The sequence below is a fragment of the Paraburkholderia elongata genome, assembly GCF_013177735.1.
Lineage (GTDB): Bacteria > Pseudomonadota > Gammaproteobacteria > Burkholderiales > Burkholderiaceae > Paraburkholderia > Paraburkholderia elongata.
This window is the reverse complement of sequence record NZ_WOEZ01000265.1, coordinates 1-16562: the sequence shown is the minus strand read 5'-3', so window position 1 is coordinate 16562 and position 16562 is coordinate 1. Positions and strand designations below refer to the sequence as shown.

Below are 16562 nucleotides of genomic sequence, written 5' to 3'. Positions count from 1 at the left end.
CTCCTGTTCGCAGACGGTCATCTCCACGCGTTGCGCTCCGGTCCCTGGCGCAGTTGTGTGGCACACGCGCGCGATTCATGGAACTTGCCGCCGCCTGGATGCAGCCCGGCGACGAACGATTTTCGGATACCGCGTTCATCACGGGCGTGTTCTCGCTGGTTCATGTGCTGTTTGGCGGTGCGATCGAGGACATCGTGTCGAAGCTGCCGATTCACGCAGATATCCGGCGGGCACTGCTTGAACGGCGCGGCGAATTGGGTCGATTGTTGAACGCCACGGAGGCGGCCGAATCGGGGGAGCTCATGGCGATCCGCGCGGCGTGCGATGCACTGCCCATCTTTTCCCCCAGTGACCTGACCACGCTCGGGCTTGCCGCTGCCGCCTGGTATGATGACCACGTGCGGGGCCATCGCAGTAACTGAGCGGTCCCCCATCTGGCGAATTACAGTTCCTCGATGGCAATGGGCTGGCACAGCGCACGCATGTGCTACATGTTCAGCTCAATCGTTCCGGATACCCTTACGTCCGCAGTTGGGTCGAACTGCGACTTTCGTCAACGGCCATTACCCCCCTGATCGACGCTGATCGCCATTTGCGCAGTTCGCTGCAGTGGCGCTTGAGCGGCATTCCCGACATTCGCTTTGGACGTATGGCTTGCTACGGGTGTTGACGGGGCCATAGGCCGCACAATGCACTGGCCCACCTGGAACGCCGCCACGGCCGCCTGCAATTGCCGCGTCTGCTCTTCGAGCCAGTGTGCGGCCGCTGCGTCTTCAACCAGGGCGACGATTTACGGCTTCACGCATTGTCCATCTGCGCGACTGCAATGCTGACCTGCTCGATGCCGGCGCTCTATTCCGCGGCAGCAGCGGCGAATTCCTGCGCGATGCGGGTGAGCCAGGCAATGGCTCCGGGCTACTTGCATCGTTGCGCCGTTTTTTTCATCCTGCGCGGCGCGCCAGCGTGCCCAGCGGCACGTGCGGCTCGAACGTTCTGAGCAGCAGGTATCTGCGAGATTGGAGTTCGTCGAACTCTCGACAGGTGAACAAAACACATTCTGGTTCGCCGTTTCAATCCCCGCGTTTCTCAACTCAACGTTTCCGTTTAATTGCCGTTAAAGCCTGTGAAGGCGCTATCGACTTACGGCCGTCCGGGTCGGCGGTTTTGCCTGCTCGTTGCTATCGATATGAGAGGTTCGCAAACGTATGAAACTGTCCTTTGCCCAGAAGCTCGCGCTGACCGCCCTCGTCGCGATGGGGGCCGTGCAGCGCGCGGATGCGCAAGCACTGCCAGATAGCGGCGCGAGCGCTGCCGTCGTTGCCCAGCCGGGCACGGCGACGGCACTGCCGGCCACGACGCGAGAACAGCAGGGGCAGGCCGGTGTGCTGACAGCCGACGAGGCGAAGCAGTCCGCCGCCGGCAACGTCGCCGAGCTGCAACAGATGATCCGCGGTTCGGACCTGAGTGAACTGCGCACGACGTACAACGGCAGCTATGGCGCGAGCCTGCTGTTCTACGGCAAGGAAATGACCTACTACGTCGCGCTGTTCCAGCAAAAGAATTTCTGGCGCGTCATCAAGACGCAGGACGCAACGCGTGCCGACCTGATCTACAGGGATTTTGTGCGCCAGACGCTGCAGCTATCTGACGTCGAGATTCGTCGCAGCCGGCTCGAGGCGCAAAACGCGTTCACCGAGCGGATGATTGCGCTGTCGCAGGACCGGGCGAACCGCCTGCAGGCCGATCTCGATGTAGCGAGTCAGCAGCAGACAATCGTCGCCAACCAGCAACAGAAGACACGTGCCGAAGCCACTGCGCTCGCGAAGCAGAAGGCGGCCGCCCAGGACCAGTTGCGGGTCTCCCAGCGGCAGGTACGCGAACTCCAGAGCCAGCTGGAAAGCGGCCTGGCGGGCTCACACTGATTTTCAGCCTGTCCCGGCAGGAGCGCGGCCCCGTCCGGTTCGCCGCTCGGGGAATTGTTCGTTCACCGATGCCTCGCGCGACAGTCGCGCTGCGACAGGCCGCGAATCTCGTGGTCAATGCTCGCGCTGCGCGAGAGGGCACTTCGCTCTGCGCCACCACGAGGCCGCGGAATTGCTCCCCCGGCATGGGCGGCCTCGACGGCCAGGTTCAGTAGGAGCCGTGGCCGAACCTGTATCCAGCGCCATCGACGTCTTTTCACGGTCACCGCAGAAGAAACTGAAGTCAGACGGATTTCATGCCGATATAGCAGGGACCCTGGACACCACCCCCTCACGATGCCACGCTCCAGTTCGAGGTCGTCTCTGGCCAAACGCAACGGCGCTAACCCGATGCCAGCGACCACGCGATTGCTCCCGTTGCCAACTGAAATCACACGTGACCTGTTCATTGGATATCACATTACCCTGGCCGTCCTTCGGCAGGGGCGCGGCGATGCGCGTCATTTCAGCGCGATGGCAGGGATTATCGTCATCACCTGCTACCTGCTCGATGCGGGCTACGGCGAGGCTTGTCAAGACGCCATGGCTGAGGTACAGGAAGCGTTAGTCCGTTGTAACCGGATAGCGGAAATCACGGGGGTCAGCGGCATAGACGAGGCGACGTTCGACCTTCTGGCTGACCTCCTGACGCTGCATGAGCTGCAAATGCGTGTGGCTCCATTTCATGTCGTGGAGAAAGCGAACAGGCGGATGCTCCAGGCCGCCCGGGCACCGTCAGCGGGCAGGTCAGATATCCATAAGGCTGCGTAACCAGTCGTCGTTCGAACCGTACATGGTGCGACCCGCATCCCACCAGCCAACGTCGGCGCAGCAGGAATGAAAGAGCGCGCATGCCTGCCGACGGCAGCCAGTGGCGTAGTCGGGCGGTATCCCCGATTCTCATCGCTGATGTTCGCGCAGGGAGGCACTTCAGACATACATGTCGTCAGCCTTGTCACCAAGCGCTATCTCGCCGCTTCCGGCAAGGTCGCGCGCGACCTGCAGAACCTTGCGCTGTTGTGCTTCGACTTCCGAGAGGCGCACCGGGCCGCGTGCGTCCATATCTTCGGAAAACAGCTCCGCCGCGCGTTGCGACATATTCGCCATGAATTTCTGACGCAGCTCGGGCGGCCCGACCTTCAGTGCGATCCCCAGTGTCTCCGTGCCAACTTCCCTGAGCAGCAGCCGGATCGCGCGATCATCAAGCTCGACCAGGTTCTCGAACGTGAACATCTCGTCAATGATCCTTTGCGCGAGATCGTCGTCGTAGCTGCGTACGTTGTCGATTACCGATTCTTCGTGCTGGATTGACAGGTAGTTGAGGATTTCCGCTGCCGCGCGAACGCCGCCAACCGCCTTGCGTTTCACGTTACCGCTGCCAGACAGCAACTCGGTCATCACTTCGTCGAGTTCGCGCAATGCAGCCGGCTGGATGCCGTCGAGCGTGGCGATGCGCAGCAGCACGTCGTTGCGCGTCCGTTCGGTGAAGCATTCGAGTACGTCAGAAGCCTGCTCCGGGTCCAGGTGCACGAGGATGGTTGCGATGATTTGCGGGTGTTCGTTTTTGATCAGTTCCGCGACGGCTGGCGCATCCATCCACTTCAGGCCTTCGATGCCGCCAACGTCGTCACCGAGCAGAATACGGTCGATGACGTTGCCAGCCTTGTCTTCGCCGAGCGCCCTGGTCAGCACCGACCGGATGTAATCCTTCGAGTCAAGCGACAAGGTCGTGTGCGTTTCTGCTTCCTTGATGAAGTCTTGCAGTACTGTGTCGACGGCACCGCGCGTGACGTTTTTCAGCGCGGCCATCGCGATGCTGATCTTCTGCACCTCACGTGGGTCGAGGAACCGGAAGGCTTCGGCCGCCTCGTCTTCACCGAGCGACATCAGTAGCAACGCGGCCTTGTTGATCCCTTCGGCGTTCACTGGCCGCTCCGTGACTTGCTAACAACGATTGCAGCGATCTTCTGATCTCTTTGTCCCGGCAAGCGCGCGCCGTTCAGTTGTTGTCCAGACGTTGGGAGCAATGCTCCATCCGTCGGTCGCATGCCTCCCGGAGACCTTAAAGGGCGACGGACCGTGGGCCAGCCAGGGCGTGCCGGAAGTACATGCCGGACACGTTGCGCGAGCCGGTCCGCTTTAAGTCCGGCACGGTACGCTGACCTGAACGGTGCGGGATTCATGCGTCGGTGCCTCGGCGGCGAGGTACGTTCAGGTTGACCCACTCGTAAGCATCGTGCCCAAGCCTGCCCACTTCGCGCCACACGGCGAAGGGAATCTCCTGGCGGGCCGCGTGCCGATCAACCAGACCCTGGCATGCCTGTGTCATCTGTCGAAGCAGCACAATCGCATGTGTTTCAGCTCTCTCCCCGTGCTGCTCGAGCGCCGTCTTCGCCTCGTGAGCCCGTTGAAACATTGCCCGCCATTGGGAATCCCGGATTTCCTGAGCGTGAGTGCCTCGCTGCGCGAGCGCGCTCGAAACAATGTAGAGGTTTTTGAGCGCCGTGGTGACTTCTGGTGGCAACACAACGCAGCCTTCGCTGCAGCCCGGCTGCGTGCGCGTCATCAGCATGCCCTCGACAAATCCGCCAGGGGTGTGACCGCGAGATCCGTTCTCGACGAAGCCTTGCGACCTCTTGGGGAACGGGCGGGACGTGAGATGTTAGCCAGCCGGTGCAAATCTGGACTGGGTAGCGGTGTTTGTGAGATGCCGGTCGAGGTGGCGCTCATGCGGGCGTGACAAGTGTTGTGGATGAGAAATTCGCTGGACTGTTCAGGTCGCTTTCTGCCTTTCGTGCAGATGTGGCTACCGGATGGGGAAGCAATAGCCGGCTTACTTTAGTGTTTGCGGCCAAAACACGCCTGGGCGGCTTCGAAGGGCGACAGGCCCGCGCCGAAATAGCCCCGAAGACGCTTTATGGTCACAGGGTCGGGATGATAGTGCGGGCGGATAAATCCCGCTTCAACGGCTTCGCCGTACCAGGCACGCGTCCACTGGTCCAGGCCCTGTTCATACATTAGCGATACGTATTTCGACTCGTTAAACATCATGATTTCCGAAAGCTCAATAGACGCGTTCGCCGTACATGATCGCGCGGACACTGCAGGCAATCAGCCGACGCGACGATGCCTGGTGCCGCACAACGTTGTCCGCGAATTTCTGACGTGTGACACCAGCAGCAATTGATGCAACTGCGGCAGGCGTGTTCAGGGAATCAGCGCGCTTGTCGTGACCATACTCAAAGACTCTGCGACGCCGGTCACTGCTGTAGTGAGACACTACATCCCGCGACGGGAGTGCCGAGCAGGTTGAGTAGCGCGCGGAGTCGTTGCCGGTCCTGCGCCGACAGCCCAGGGCGTGTCAGCAGGCACTCGATCTGCGATATCCAGTAGTCGCGACGGATAAGTCGTGGGCGACAAACCAGAGCGTTCAGTGCCTTCTCCAGTTGTCCAATCTCGGTCTTCACCATGTTCACGTTCATCTCCTTTCGCGATCCTCTGAAATCCGGAATGTCACGCGAGCTGTCGTGGACCGCAGCAGACACCTCATTCGCAAGCGATCAGTGGCTGTTTCCATCAGCCTGCTCGACGTCGACGGCGCTCAGGCATCCGCTGGGATGCGACACACGCTCCATGTGACACAACATCTGCTACCGGTAATTTAGCCATATCACCATCAGGACGTAGGCGAGGACGAAGAGCCAACCCAGAGTGCCATCAGTCCATGTCGACATCGGCTTTCTCCTTCGATACCGGGTAGTGAGTACGTGCGCCCGTTTCCCGCTTTCACTCCGGCTCAGCAGCAGTCCACCGCGTCCAGCCGCCTTGTCCATCTGCACCGGTGACGCGCAAGGCGCGGGAGCCGTCGGTGAACGTCAGGCATTCAACGCGAAGACGCCGGTCTGCGTCAGTACCATGTGCGTGGACATCGCCGCCCTCATGCCTGAAATGCAGCTTGCCTTCCTGCAAGAGATCCAGCGATGACTGATCTCCTGGGTATGTGCGTTTACGGTCCCACCGGTTCAGGAGCGTCGCGGCAACTTCGGCGTCGAACATGTTGAACTTTCCTCAGCGGGCAGATAAGGATGTCAGCCCGAAGCATCTTGAAGTGTGTGTCATGGCCGCCTTGAAACGCGCGATCGCGCCCGGGTATCGACGCTCTGTTCGTTCGATGCGCCTGGTGCAACAGCCATACGTCGAATCCCTTGATGGCGGTCAAACAGACGAGGTTTGGGAGCAATGGCAGCCACAGTTTTTGGGCAAACGTTTGCCTTTCCATGTTCGACCCGCCGTCACGGCATGAATGAAATCAACATGTATTACGGCATCCATTCCTATATTTTGACGGGGGTAAACCCTGTGCCAGCATGCCATGCGCATGGGAGCCAGACAGTGCGTGCAATAGTCTGCGCTGCACAGGTTCTGGCATGGGCCTTCGGAACAGCCAGAATCCTTCAGCCGACACGACCTGTCGGCTTTTTTCGTCAGCGTGTGGGCGAGCGCTCGTGCGAATCTACGGACCCGGAAGAGTCTTTCCATTGGAGAATTCGTTGATAGCGGGAGAATTCGTTGATAGCGAGCACCGCCACTGTGGGTTGCGGACCGGTACATCGACCGGTTCGCCGAGCGAGTGCATTGCGCGCATTGCGACGGGCGCATCTTCGGGTACGCTCCCTAACCGAAGCTTCGGTCACATGCGTTCGGACGCAAGGCACACGACGCTCTGGTCTTCTTCCGTTGCGTCTAGCCTCGTGCCGGACCTTCAATCAGAAAATCCCGGTTGTCCGCCATGCGTTACGCCAGAGACGCCGGGGCGATATGGAGTAGGGTCTACGGCTTGCTCCAGACCTGTTTCCAACACATGAGAAAGGTACCGCGGGCGTCCCTTGAGACTGCTCCTTCGACCGGACACGCGGTGCCCACTAGTGCAGGGCCGAAGTGGGCGACCTCTCTATCCGCGTCAGCGAGTACATCGGCGGGCACCCGGCCCCAAATCGACAAGCTGGCAAGTACACCTGTACAGCCAACCAGGATAACGAGAGTACGTTTTAATCGGGTCGGGCGGCTGGCGATAAAATCAAATGGCATTGGGAAGCCTCGTCTGGCGGGGGATTTATGAGCGGTCTTATCGGCACCGGCCTCCGAAACCATAGATCTCCGTTCAATCTTTTTTTTCGGGACAGATTGCGAGGAGAAGGGCGAATGATGGGTCGAAGCTAAAGCGGCAATCTTCCAGGCGTTTGGGTCGACTTATTCGTAGTCCACGAGTGCATGTCCCGCCTCGACTGGCAGCGAGCTGCCAGTCCCACCAGTATCGATGAAAGCGGGACGGACTATCTATATCGGGTCGGTTACGGAAACTATCCGCGCGGGGGGATCCGAGCTCGCGATGTTTCAGGCGCTTAGCACCTGTTTGAACCGTTGCACGTCAACTCGCCGACCGACTGTAGACTCCATTCGACGCTCGAGCGACTCCTTGCGCTTTTCTTCAGCGTTCGCGATGAAGTCGGACAGTTCGCGCTCCAGAGCCGAGTCTTTGGTGCCCGGCTTCCACCTCGCGGCTCCGTGCCGCCGGCGCGTGGCCCGAGCAAGTGCTAGCGCTGCCATCGCAGCCTTCGCACATTCGTATTCAACCTGACCACAAAGGTCGATTGGCTCGCCGAATTCGCGAAACGCTTCCACATACTCCCGAGCGGCGTGCACTGTCGCCGGATACTCACGGAGCTCGGAGATAACTTTGCGGCTCAAGACATGCCAGTGAAGCCTGTCCGGGTAGGCAAAGGCGGGAATGGAAACGCCTTTACTGGCTTCGCGGTTCATATGGCCGACTGGCTCCGCTGCTGCCCAGGTGGCCTTATGCATCATTGTCCGGCAGGTTCGGGCGTAGCTTTCCAGCGATAACGCTAGTTCCAGTGCAGTGTCGCGTCGCTGACGCCCCGATTTCGCAACCCATCCTCAGTTGATCGACGGCACGAGCCCCTCGTCTATGCGAAGGTTCGCCCCTTGTATGTAGTCCGCACGCGGACTGGCAATGAAAGCGACGAGATCGGCGACCTCCTCCACCGTGCCCAGGCGCGAAACGAAATGGTTGTGAAAAACGTCGGCCATCCAACGCTGCTGAATCACGTCCCAGTCCTCCCCCCAACCACGAGCTTGCGCCTCCGCGCGCAGCACCTGCTGGACCCCATCGGTCGCGATCAGTCCGGGCGAGATCGTGTTGGCCGTGACGCCGGTACCCGCGAGTGCCTTGGCACGGCTGACCGTCGCATTGAGCAGGGCAGCTTTGGCAGCCGCGTAGTCCGCCATCACCACCTGCGGCGCGGATGCCCGGTTGCAACGTTTGCGATGCGACCCCACCCGGCTTCGCGCATGCCCGGCGCAATCCGCAGAATCAGGCGGATGGCCGACAGTACGTCCTCTTCATAGAAGGCGCGCCAGCTTTCTGGAGTGGTATCGAACCAGGTTCGACTGGCATACGCGCCGGCGTTGTTGATCAGGATGTGGCATCGGGGAGCGAGAAGTCGGGAGCCTTGGATCCTGCATGGACCGAGCGCTCTGCGATCCCCGAGTCGGCGAGCTTCCGGAGTTCGGCTCCGAGGGTGGCGAACACGTCCGGAGGAACATGCTTCGCAGCTCCCGCCGTGAACGCGGCGAGTCTCCGAGGCTCGAGGCAGAGATCGCGTCCCGGCTGTTCATGATCGGCTCTTTGTCTCGTACTGGCGCGCGCCCGGCGTGTGGGGCGTTCTCTTGCCGCGCGGTTGCGCGCCCTTGGGTTCGAGCACCAGGGCGGCCGCGTCCTTTGCGTCGCGCAACAGTTCCGCGCGAGAGGCACCGACTCGTGCACGGATAACCAGACCCCTCGAGAGGTCGACCACCTGGCGCGCGCGCATCGCTGTCGCGAAGTCGCGCGGCAACTCCCCCGCGTCGACCCCGCGGCGCAACCGCTGCTCAACGAGCGCCACAGCCCGCGCATTGGCCCGAGCCAGGAAATCCCGGACCTTGGGGTCGTCGACCGCCGGCGCGACGCAACCCACGAGGCAGCCCCGGGGTGAATCGTCCGTGGTGGCGCTTTCGACAATATGACTCAGAAAGTCACGGATCCCGTCGCTGACACGCGGAGGGCCGAGCAGTGCCTTGGAGGCGCCAGCGCCGAGGTGCTCGGCGTACGCCTCAAGGCACCGCATGAAGAGCGTGGCCTTGTCGCCGAAGATTGCGTACAGGCTCGGCCGAACGACGCCCATGCCGGCGACGAGGTCGTCGATGGTCACGGCGTCGTACCCCTTCGTCCAGAAGACTCGAACGGCTTTTTCGAGCGCCTCGCGTTCGTCAAAGCCTCGGGGCCTGCCGCGAGGGCGAGCGAGTTCTTTACTCATCGGTTAAAAATCCCTTGACGTCCGTTGCTCGGAGATTATTATACGACTTAGTTAGAAACTCGCACGCAGGAAACGCGCACGCGCGCGAAAGAAACAAGTCGGACGAAAAGGAGACAGGGAATGAAGGTACGCACCGTTGTCACCGGCTTTGATGCCAAGGGTCGGTCCGTTTTTGTGCAAGACGAGCAAGTCGATGGGACGCCCATCCTTGGCCTAGGAGAGCTCGCCTTCCTCTGGAATGCCAATGAGCCCGCAACCTACCCGAACGCGGGGAAGAATCCTGGGGCGCCCGACATATTCCCACCCGTAGGTGGCATCCGCTACATCATAGGGACGTACTCGCCGGGAAAGTTCATTGCACCAGAACCCACTCCCGAGATGCACCTCGAGGATGGCGACGGATCCGGTGGAGCTAACGACGGCTTTCACAGGACCGACACGACAGATTTCGGGGTCATTCTCTCCGGCACCATGGCACTCGAGCTCGACGATGGCGCGGAGGTGGTGCTGTCTGCCGGCGATGTCGTGGTGCAGAACGGAACTCGCCACCGTTGGCGCGTGGTTGGGGACGTGCCGGCCATCCTGGCTGCTTTCATCATCGGAGCCCACCGCCGTTGGGATCCGGCCTGCGCGTGAGGTGGCGATTGCCATGACTCGGGAGGACCGCTGTGGTTACAGGCGGCCTATTCATGAGTCCCCGATCGCGTGTTGCTTGATCCGATTTTCCTGACGGTTGAATAGGCGTCTTTTGCTGTGTTCAGCTCAAGTAAGGGCACATGCCCATGAAGACTCGAGAGGTTCGTGATGCGCGCTTCGCCCGGAGCCATTCTTGCCGTTCTGTCACTGGCCGCGTTCATGGCCGGCCTCGACCTGTTCATCGTCAACGTCGCCTTCGATGACATCGGTCGCGACTTTGCCGGTGCGTCGCTGAGCAGCCTGAGTTGGGTACTGAACGGTTACGCCATCGTGTACGCGGCGACGTTGGTGCCGCTCGGTCGCGCCGCCGATCGCTTCGGGCCGAAGCGCGGCTTTCTGATCGGTCTCGGTCTGTTCACGCTCGCGAGCGGCGCATGTGCCGCGAGCCCGGGTTTGCTGGTGTTGGTGCTCGGTCGCGTGCTGCAAGCACTCGGTGCGGCGTTGCTTACGCCGACCAGCTTGGGCCTCCTGTTGCATGCGACGCCCCCGGAGCAACGGCCGCGCGCGGTCCGCATTTGGGCGGCGACGGCGGCGCTGGCAGCCGCGGCAGGGCCTGTGATTGGCGGTCTTTTGGTGTTGGCGTCTTGGCGCTGGGTGTTCTTGGTCAACTTGCCGATCGGTGTGCTGACGCTCGCGTTCGCGCGCCGCGTGGTGCCGGAGCAGCGCCTCGAAAAGCCCGAGGCGCTGCCAGACGTGTTCGGTGCAGGTGTGCTCACCGTAGCGATCGCGGCGCTCTCGCTGGCGCTCGTGAAAGCGCCGGAATGGGGCTACGTGACGACACCCACGCTGAGCGCCGTGCTGGTGTCGCTGGCGCTCATGGCGGTGTTCGCGGGGCGTTCGCGATCGCACGCCTCGCCGGTGGTGGAGCCGCTCTTGCTGCGTGTGCCGGCGTTCTTGTGGTCGAACGTGACGATGCTCTGGTTCAGCATCGGCTTTGGCGCGAATCTGCTCGCGAACATTCTGTGGATGCAGCAGGTCTGGCACTTTTCGGCGCTGCGCACCGGGCTCGCGATTGCGCCGGGGCCGCTGATGGTGCCGATCTTTGCCGCAGTGGGTCAGCGCTTGACGCGCAAATTGCCCGCGGGAGCCATCGCCGCGCTCGGTTGCGTGTTGTGCGCGAGCGGCGCCTGGATGGTGCTCAGCAGTGTGCGAGCGCAGCCCGACGTTCTGGGTGCGGTGCTGCCTGGCTGGATGATTTCCAGCGCGGGAGTGGGGCTCGCCATGCCCACGATACTGTCGTGCGCGACCGTGGATTTGCCTGGGTCGCGCGCTGCGACGGGCAGCGCGATCGTCACCATGGCGCGCCAGGTCGGTGGTGTGCTCGGCGTGAGTTTGCTCGTGGCGTTAATCGGGCACCCGCGGGGGTTTGCGGCGACGCACGAGGCCTTTCAACGCGTGTGGTGGGTCGCCGCGAGCGCGTACTTGCTCGCGGTATTCGCCGCGCTGCGCATGACACCTCGAACGAGCCGCAAAGCATTGGCCGAGGTAGAGCCCGTGATCGAGCGCTGAACGGGCGCTAAGCGCCGAGGCGGTTAGGACATCCTAGAGCGAGCGGACCCACTCCTTGAGACGGTTGCCCTCACGCACGACATACCGCGGGTCGTAGAACGCCTGCACGAGTACGCCCGCGCCCTGGACCGCGGAGAGGCCGTGGACCGCGAGGTCGCGGGACTCAGGCAACGGCCTGCTTTCAGCGCGGATTATGACATTCGTCATATTTTAGCTCCGACATCATGAGATACGTCGCCGTGCAAATGCTTTTCGGAGACCGCGCGAAGTTGTTCGGCCTCATCTTTTCGCTCGCGTTCTCGTCGTTTCTGCTGATGAACCAGACTTCGATCTTCGCCGGCATCATGTCGCGCACCGGCAGCCAGATCCTCGACGTTATCGACGCACCGGTCTGGGTCATGGACCCGAAAACTCCGTACGCCGACGAGATTGCGCCGATGACCGACAACCAGTTGTTCCGGGTGCGCGGCGTCGATGGCGTGAGCTGGGCGGTGCCGCTGTACAAAGGCTCCGCGCGGGCCAAGGCGGCCGACGGCACGTTCCGGCAGTGCGTGCTGATGGGCGTGGACGACGCGACGCTGACCGGGGCGGTGCGCAAGATCGTGCTCGGCTCGATGGAAGCGTTGCGCCAGCCCGATACGATTGTGCTCGACAAGGCTGGTTACGATTTCTTCTTTCCCGGGCAGCCGCTGCAGCTCGGCCGCACGCTCGAGATGAACGACCATCGCGTGGTCATCGGCGCGATTTCCGATGCCGGTGCGCCATTCGCAACGTTCCCAGTCATCTACGCACGCTACAGCCTCGCCGTTCAACTGATCGGCCGCGAAAGCCGATATCTGTCCGTCGTGCTGGCCGCCCCGAAGCCGGGCATCAGCGCCGAGCAGCTCGCCGAGCGCGTCAGCCGGGCGACGGGCCTGCGGGCCGCGACGCAAGACGGCTTCTTCTGGCAGACGATGCATTACTACCTGAGAAACACCGGCATCCCGGTCAACTTCGGCATCACGATTGCCATCGCGCTCATCGTGGGCACGGTCGTCGCCGGCCAGACGTTTTACATCTTCACGATCGAAAACCTGCGCCAGTTCGGCGCGCTGAAGGCGATCGGCGTGTCCAACCGGCGCCTCGTCGGGCTGATCGTCATGCAGGCGCTGATCGTGGCGGCCATCGGGTACGGGTTGGGGCTCGGCCTGGGCGCGACGTTTTTCGAAGTGACACTGCACAAGACGGCGACGCGCGGAATCATCCTGATGTGGCAGAACGCGGTGGGCGTCGGCGTGGTCATCTTCGTGGTCGTCATCCTCGCGAGCCTGCTCAGCATCCGCAAAGTGCTGCTGCTCGAGCCTGCCATCGTTTTCCGGGCCTGAAGCCATGAGTACCGGCTATGCGGTGCGTTGTCGCCAGGTGGAGAAGGTGTTCGGCGCCGGCGAGACCGCCGTGCGCGCGCTGCGCGGCGTCGACTGGGATGTGCCGCTCGGCGAGATCAGCATGCTGGTCGGACAGAGCGGCTGCGGCAAGACCACGCTGCTGATGGTCCTGACCGGACTGCTCGACGCGAGCGCCGGCACCGTGGAGATCCTCGGCGAAGCGTTGCATGCGCTGCGCGGCGAACGAGCCAATCGGTTCCGGCTCCAGAACATCGGCTTCATTTTCCAGCAGTACAACCTGCTGCCGGCGCTAACGGCCGCAGAGAACGCCGCGCTGCCGCTCTACGCCGCGGATGTGCCGCGCCGCGCGGCCACCGAGCGCGGCCGCGCGCTGCTGCACACGCTCGGGCTCGGCGCGCGTGCCGACGCGATGCCGGTCGAGTTGTCTGGCGGTCAGCTACAGCGCGTCGCCATCGCGCGCTCGCTGATCAACGAGCCGCGCCTGATCGTTTGCGACGAGCCCACGGCGTCGCTCGACGCCGAATCCGGCCATGCCGTCATGGAGCTGCTTCGCGGCGTGGCGGTCTCGCCCGATCGGGCCGTAGTGATCGTCACGCACGACAACCGCATTTTCGAGTTCGCTGACTCGATCACCTACATGGAAGACGGCCGCATCGTGCGCCGCGCGAATGGCAACGGGTCCGCCAGCTTCCGGCCGCCGTCGGTCCCCGACCGCATGCATTGAAGGTCATCAGGAGTCCGTCATGTCCATGCACAGATCCAGTCTGAAAACGATTCTTTCCGGCGTGGCAATCGTGTCGTTCGTCGGCGGCGTCTTTCTGGTGGCGAAGAACATCCGCGGGGAACAGCACGCCCCGCCACCCGTCACGCCTCCCGCGAGCAGCTTCGCGCGCTCGATCGGCGCCGAGGGTCTGGTCGAACCGAAGTCGGAGGACATTGGCGTGGCGCCGGTCGTGCCGGGACAAGTGACCGTGGTACGGGTCAGGGCGCAGCAGTACGTTCGCGCCGGAGACGTGCTGTGGGAGCAGGACAGCCGCGAGCTTGCCGCGCAAATCCCGGTGCGCGAGGCCGAGGTGACCAGCGCGCGCGCCGCAGTGGCGGTCGGCGAGGCGGCGCTGGCGGATGCTCGCGTGCAGCTGACGATGATCGAAAACGTCACCGATCGCCGCGCGATTCGCGAAGAGGACCTCCAGCGCCGCCGCATCGCGGCCGATGCCGCCAAGGCGCAACTCGCGGCGAACCGTGCCGCGCTGACGCGCGCTGAAGCGGCGCTGGCCGAGACCCGCAGCGACCTGACGCGGCGGGTGGTGGTTGCGCCGATCGATGGCCAGATCCTCAAGGTCAACATTCGACCCGGTGAATACGCCACGGTGCCGGCCGCGTCTCCGCTCGTGGTGATGGGGGACACGTCGGCCATGCACATGCGCGTCGATGTGGCCGAAGAGGACGCGCCCCGGTTCGCGCCCGAACGGAAAGCCTACGCGTCGCCGCGTGGCGACGCGAGCCGCCACATTCCGCTGGAATTCGTCCGGCTGGAGCCGCGCCTGATACCGAAGCGGAACCTGTCCGGCGATACCACCGAACGGATCGACACGCGGGTCTTGCAGGTGATCTACCGCATCGCTGGCCCCGGACCCGTCTACGACGGCGAGTTGATGGACGTGTATATCGATGCGCCGGCGCTGCCCGTCTCGTCGATGGGTGCCGGCATGTCCCCCGCGTCCGCCAGGGACCGCGCTGTCAACTCACACGAGGCTGCGCCGTGACAATGCCCAGGCTCTTCTGCGTTCTCGCGCTGCTTGCACTTTGTGGTTGCGTCAGCATGCCGAAGAACGAATCCGTCGCCGCCGCGGCGGCGGGTTTGCCGTCCGCCTGGCGTGCGTCGAGCGCAGGCGACGATACCGCCGAACTCGCGCAGTGGTGGAGCAACTTTGCGGACGCGCAACTGCGCGCCCTCATCGACAAGGCACTGGCGCGCAACTACGACCTGAAAGCAGCCGTCGAGCGCACGCGCCAGGCGCGCGCGCAGAGCATCATCTCCCGGAGCGATCTGTTCCCCGAGCTGGACGTCAGCGCGAGCGCGAGCCGGCAACGGTCGCACCAGCCTCCTCCGGCGGGCATCGCCTCTGATGCGGGTGTCGGCGTCAGCGGCACCTGGGTCGTCGACATCTTTGGCGGCAACCAGCTCGCCGCGCTCGCCGCGACCGCCCAGGCGGAAGCGACGAACGAGGCGCGGCGCGATTTCGAAGTCGCGCTGATTGCGAATGTCGCAACCGCCTATATGCAGTTGCGCGGACTGCAACGCCAGCGCGCGATTCTCGAGGAGAACATCGCGGTGCGCGCCGACACGCTGCAACTGACGCAAGTGCGCTATCGAGCCGGATTGGCTTCGGACCTCGACGTGGCGCGGGCGCAGACACAGCTTCAGCAAGCGCAGGCTTCGGTGCCCGGGGTGCAGCAGCAGATAGACGATCATCTCGGCACGCTGGCCGTGCTCAGCGGGGACCCGCCGGAATCGATCGAGCGCGAACTGCGCGAGGCGTCGCCGATTCCGCCGGTGTCGCCCGTGCTGCCGCACCGGGCGCCTGGTGAGGTGCTCGAACGTCGCCCCGATCTGCGCCAGGCCGCGCGCCGCATCGACGCGGCTGCGGCCGGCCTGGGTGCCGCGAAAGCGGATCTGTTGCCGAAATTCACCCTGTCCTTCGGCGGCTCGATCGATCGCCTCGCGTACCGCAGCATGACCCCGGTAACGGACCACCTGTTTAACCTCGGGTTGGGGATATTCTGGCCGCTGTTCAATGCCGGCCGGATCCACGCGAACATCGCCGCGCACGACGCGGCCTTGCGAGAGGCCGAATACGCGTTCGATCAGGCGCTGCTCAACGCGCTGCAGGATGTCGAGTCCGCCTACACCGACGTGCGCGCGCAACGCGAGCGCAGTGCGCTCCTGAATCTGGCGGTCAACTCGGCGCGGCTTTCGTCGGTGCTGGCGCAGGCTTTGTACGAGGCAGGCGAGGCGGACTTTCTTTCCGTGCTCGACGCCCACACCCAGCTCCTCGACACGGAGCGCGACCTGGTTCAGGCTCAGACCGATGCCGCCGTTGGCTCCGTTTCGCTCTATCGAGCGCTCGGCGGCGGCTGGCAGGACATCCGTGAAGAGACGGCGGGGCCGCGACTCTCAACAGAAGACCGGAGGCCAGACGATGAATGACTTGACGAACACCATCACGCAAGGCTGCTAATCGAGTCGACCGGCACGCCGAACAGTGGCGACGTTGCAACCGCTACACCTCGTCGTGTAATTTGAAAGTCGTTGAATGTCTAAGCGCAGATGCGGAAGTGTTGCTGCAACACCTCTTTTTAGCAAGGTCGCGGTAGCCGTCGCTCAAAAGGTTAAAAAGACGGCTGAGTGAACGTCCGCTAAGTAGCGGTTAACAGGCGGCTGCAACGTCGGGTCAGAGGTCCGCAGCGGGTCGACAAGAGGCGTTCGCGCCTCCCGATAACGGCCAGTCGCGACGCGGTGTAAGAGCGGAGTTGCGGATGCACAGCCGACCGCGCTATTAAGATAATTAGTCAACTCGTCCTGGAAAACCCAGCCTACACGGGACTTCCGGATTGACATCTTTAATGCGTTCTAC

The 16562-nt window shown here is 63.0% G+C and carries 20 protein-coding genes; 11 read left to right on the top strand and 9 right to left on the bottom strand.

Going from position 1 to position 16562, the window contains the following annotated elements; all coding sequences use genetic code 11:
- Nucleotides 1–77 precede the first annotated feature (77 nt).
- The 3 genes from GNZ13_RS53160 to GNZ13_RS44400 all read left to right on the top strand — a co-directional run bounded on the left by GNZ13_RS53160 (nucleotide 78) and on the right by GNZ13_RS44400 (nucleotide 2732).
- A complete protein-coding gene (locus tag GNZ13_RS53160; protein WP_236002459.1) occupies nucleotides 78–422 on the top strand; it encodes a YuxH family protein in 345 nt (114 codons plus the stop codon).
- Between the two features lie 783 nt (nucleotides 423–1205).
- Nucleotides 1206–1922, top strand: coding sequence for a DUF2968 domain-containing protein (locus GNZ13_RS44405; RefSeq protein WP_236002457.1), 717 nt, complete (start codon nucleotides 1206–1208; stop codon nucleotides 1920–1922).
- A gap of 390 nt (nucleotides 1923–2312) precedes the next feature.
- Nucleotides 2313–2732: a hypothetical protein gene (locus GNZ13_RS44400; protein ID WP_172176985.1), complete on the top strand. Its 420-nt coding sequence runs from the start codon at nucleotides 2313–2315 to the stop codon at nucleotides 2730–2732.
- A gap of 159 nt (nucleotides 2733–2891) precedes the next feature.
- On the opposite strand, the gene fliG is transcribed toward GNZ13_RS44400, so the two are convergent.
- On the bottom strand, nucleotides 2892–3887 hold the full coding sequence (gene fliG, locus GNZ13_RS44395) for a flagellar motor switch protein FliG (protein ID WP_172176962.1): 996 nt from the start codon (nucleotides 3885–3887) through the stop codon (nucleotides 2892–2894).
- A 367-nt stretch (nucleotides 3888–4254) separates the two neighbouring features.
- On the opposite strand from fliG, the gene GNZ13_RS44390 reads away from it, so the two are divergent.
- Nucleotides 4255–4701 (top strand): hypothetical protein, encoded by a 447-nt coding sequence (locus tag GNZ13_RS44390; protein ID WP_172176960.1) that lies wholly within the window; start codon nucleotides 4255–4257, stop codon nucleotides 4699–4701.
- A gap of 98 nt (nucleotides 4702–4799) precedes the next feature.
- Here GNZ13_RS44390 and GNZ13_RS44385 read toward each other — a convergent pair whose 3' ends face one another.
- From GNZ13_RS44385 to GNZ13_RS44375, 3 genes are all read right to left on the bottom strand, one after another.
- Nucleotides 4800–5009: a hypothetical protein gene (locus GNZ13_RS44385; RefSeq protein WP_236002454.1), complete on the bottom strand. Its 210-nt coding sequence runs from the start codon at nucleotides 5007–5009 to the stop codon at nucleotides 4800–4802.
- A gap of 212 nt (nucleotides 5010–5221) precedes the next feature.
- A complete protein-coding gene (locus GNZ13_RS44380; RefSeq protein WP_236002455.1) occupies nucleotides 5222–5431 on the bottom strand; it encodes a hypothetical protein in 210 nt (69 codons plus the stop codon).
- Nucleotides 5432–5747: 316 nt separating this feature from the next.
- Entirely contained in the window at nucleotides 5748–6017 is a 270-nt protein-coding gene (locus GNZ13_RS44375; RefSeq protein WP_172176956.1) for a hypothetical protein, read from the bottom strand.
- Here GNZ13_RS44375 and GNZ13_RS44370 point away from each other — a divergent pair.
- Nucleotides 6016–6264, top strand: a complete 249-nt coding sequence (locus GNZ13_RS44370; protein WP_172176954.1) for a hypothetical protein — start codon at nucleotides 6016–6018, stop codon at nucleotides 6262–6264. The two genes, GNZ13_RS44375 and GNZ13_RS44370, sit on opposite strands and share 2 nt — an antisense overlap.
- A gap of 1091 nt (nucleotides 6265–7355) precedes the next feature.
- On the opposite strand, the gene GNZ13_RS44365 is transcribed toward GNZ13_RS44370, so the two are convergent.
- From GNZ13_RS44365 to GNZ13_RS44355, 4 genes are all read right to left on the bottom strand, one after another.
- The gene (locus tag GNZ13_RS44365) at nucleotides 7356–7781 is read right to left on the bottom strand and encodes a hypothetical protein (RefSeq protein WP_236002456.1); all 426 of its coding nucleotides are present in this window, start codon (nucleotides 7779–7781) and stop codon (nucleotides 7356–7358) included.
- 135 nt (nucleotides 7782–7916) lie between these two features.
- Nucleotides 7917–8270 carry an SDR family oxidoreductase gene (locus GNZ13_RS44360; RefSeq protein ID WP_328807387.1) on the bottom strand — a complete coding sequence of 118 codons (354 nt, stop codon included), beginning with the start codon at nucleotides 8268–8270 and terminating at the stop codon, nucleotides 7917–7919.
- On the bottom strand, nucleotides 8267–8458 hold the full coding sequence (locus GNZ13_RS54505; RefSeq protein ID WP_407945701.1) for a Rossmann-fold NAD(P)-binding domain-containing protein: 192 nt from the start codon (nucleotides 8456–8458) through the stop codon (nucleotides 8267–8269). Before GNZ13_RS54505 ends, GNZ13_RS44360 begins: the two co-directional genes overlap by 4 nt.
- A 195-nt stretch (nucleotides 8459–8653) precedes the next feature.
- Nucleotides 8654–9334 carry a TetR/AcrR family transcriptional regulator gene (locus GNZ13_RS44355; RefSeq protein ID WP_172176981.1) on the bottom strand — a complete coding sequence of 227 codons (681 nt, stop codon included), beginning with the start codon at nucleotides 9332–9334 and terminating at the stop codon, nucleotides 8654–8656.
- Nucleotides 9335–9454: 120 nt separating this feature from the next.
- Here GNZ13_RS44355 and GNZ13_RS44350 point away from each other — a divergent pair, with 120 nt between their 5' ends.
- Nucleotides 9455–9970, top strand: coding sequence for a cupin domain-containing protein (locus tag GNZ13_RS44350; RefSeq protein ID WP_172176979.1), 516 nt, complete (start codon nucleotides 9455–9457; stop codon nucleotides 9968–9970).
- Between the two features lie 168 nt (nucleotides 9971–10138).
- Complete coding sequence (locus tag GNZ13_RS44345) at nucleotides 10139–11539, top strand: MFS transporter (protein ID WP_172177009.1); 1401 nt, start codon at nucleotides 10139–10141, stop codon at nucleotides 11537–11539.
- A 33-nt stretch (nucleotides 11540–11572) separates the two neighbouring features.
- Here GNZ13_RS44345 and GNZ13_RS44340 read toward each other — a convergent pair whose 3' ends face one another.
- The gene (locus GNZ13_RS44340; RefSeq protein ID WP_172176977.1) at nucleotides 11573–11746 is read right to left on the bottom strand and encodes a hypothetical protein; all 174 of its coding nucleotides are present in this window, start codon (nucleotides 11744–11746) and stop codon (nucleotides 11573–11575) included.
- A 107-nt stretch (nucleotides 11747–11853) separates the two neighbouring features.
- Between GNZ13_RS44340 and GNZ13_RS44335 the strand changes: the two genes are divergently transcribed.
- From GNZ13_RS44335 to GNZ13_RS44320, 4 genes are read left to right on the top strand one after another with little or no spacing between them, the layout of a single operon-like run.
- Nucleotides 11854–12903 carry an FtsX-like permease family protein gene (locus GNZ13_RS44335; protein ID WP_216675260.1) on the top strand — a complete coding sequence of 350 codons (1050 nt, stop codon included), beginning with the start codon at nucleotides 11854–11856 and terminating at the stop codon, nucleotides 12901–12903.
- Between the two features lie 4 nt (nucleotides 12904–12907).
- Nucleotides 12908–13648 (top strand): ABC transporter ATP-binding protein, encoded by a 741-nt coding sequence (locus GNZ13_RS44330; protein ID WP_172176973.1) that lies wholly within the window; start codon nucleotides 12908–12910, stop codon nucleotides 13646–13648.
- A 19-nt stretch (nucleotides 13649–13667) separates the two neighbouring features.
- Nucleotides 13668–14690 (top strand): efflux RND transporter periplasmic adaptor subunit, encoded by a 1023-nt coding sequence (locus tag GNZ13_RS44325; protein ID WP_172176971.1) that lies wholly within the window; start codon nucleotides 13668–13670, stop codon nucleotides 14688–14690.
- A 2-nt stretch (nucleotides 14691–14692) separates the two neighbouring features.
- On the top strand, nucleotides 14693–16135 hold the full coding sequence (locus GNZ13_RS44320) for an efflux transporter outer membrane subunit (RefSeq protein WP_268959239.1): 1443 nt from the start codon (nucleotides 14693–14695) through the stop codon (nucleotides 16133–16135).
- Nucleotides 16136–16562: the final 427 nt, after the last annotated feature.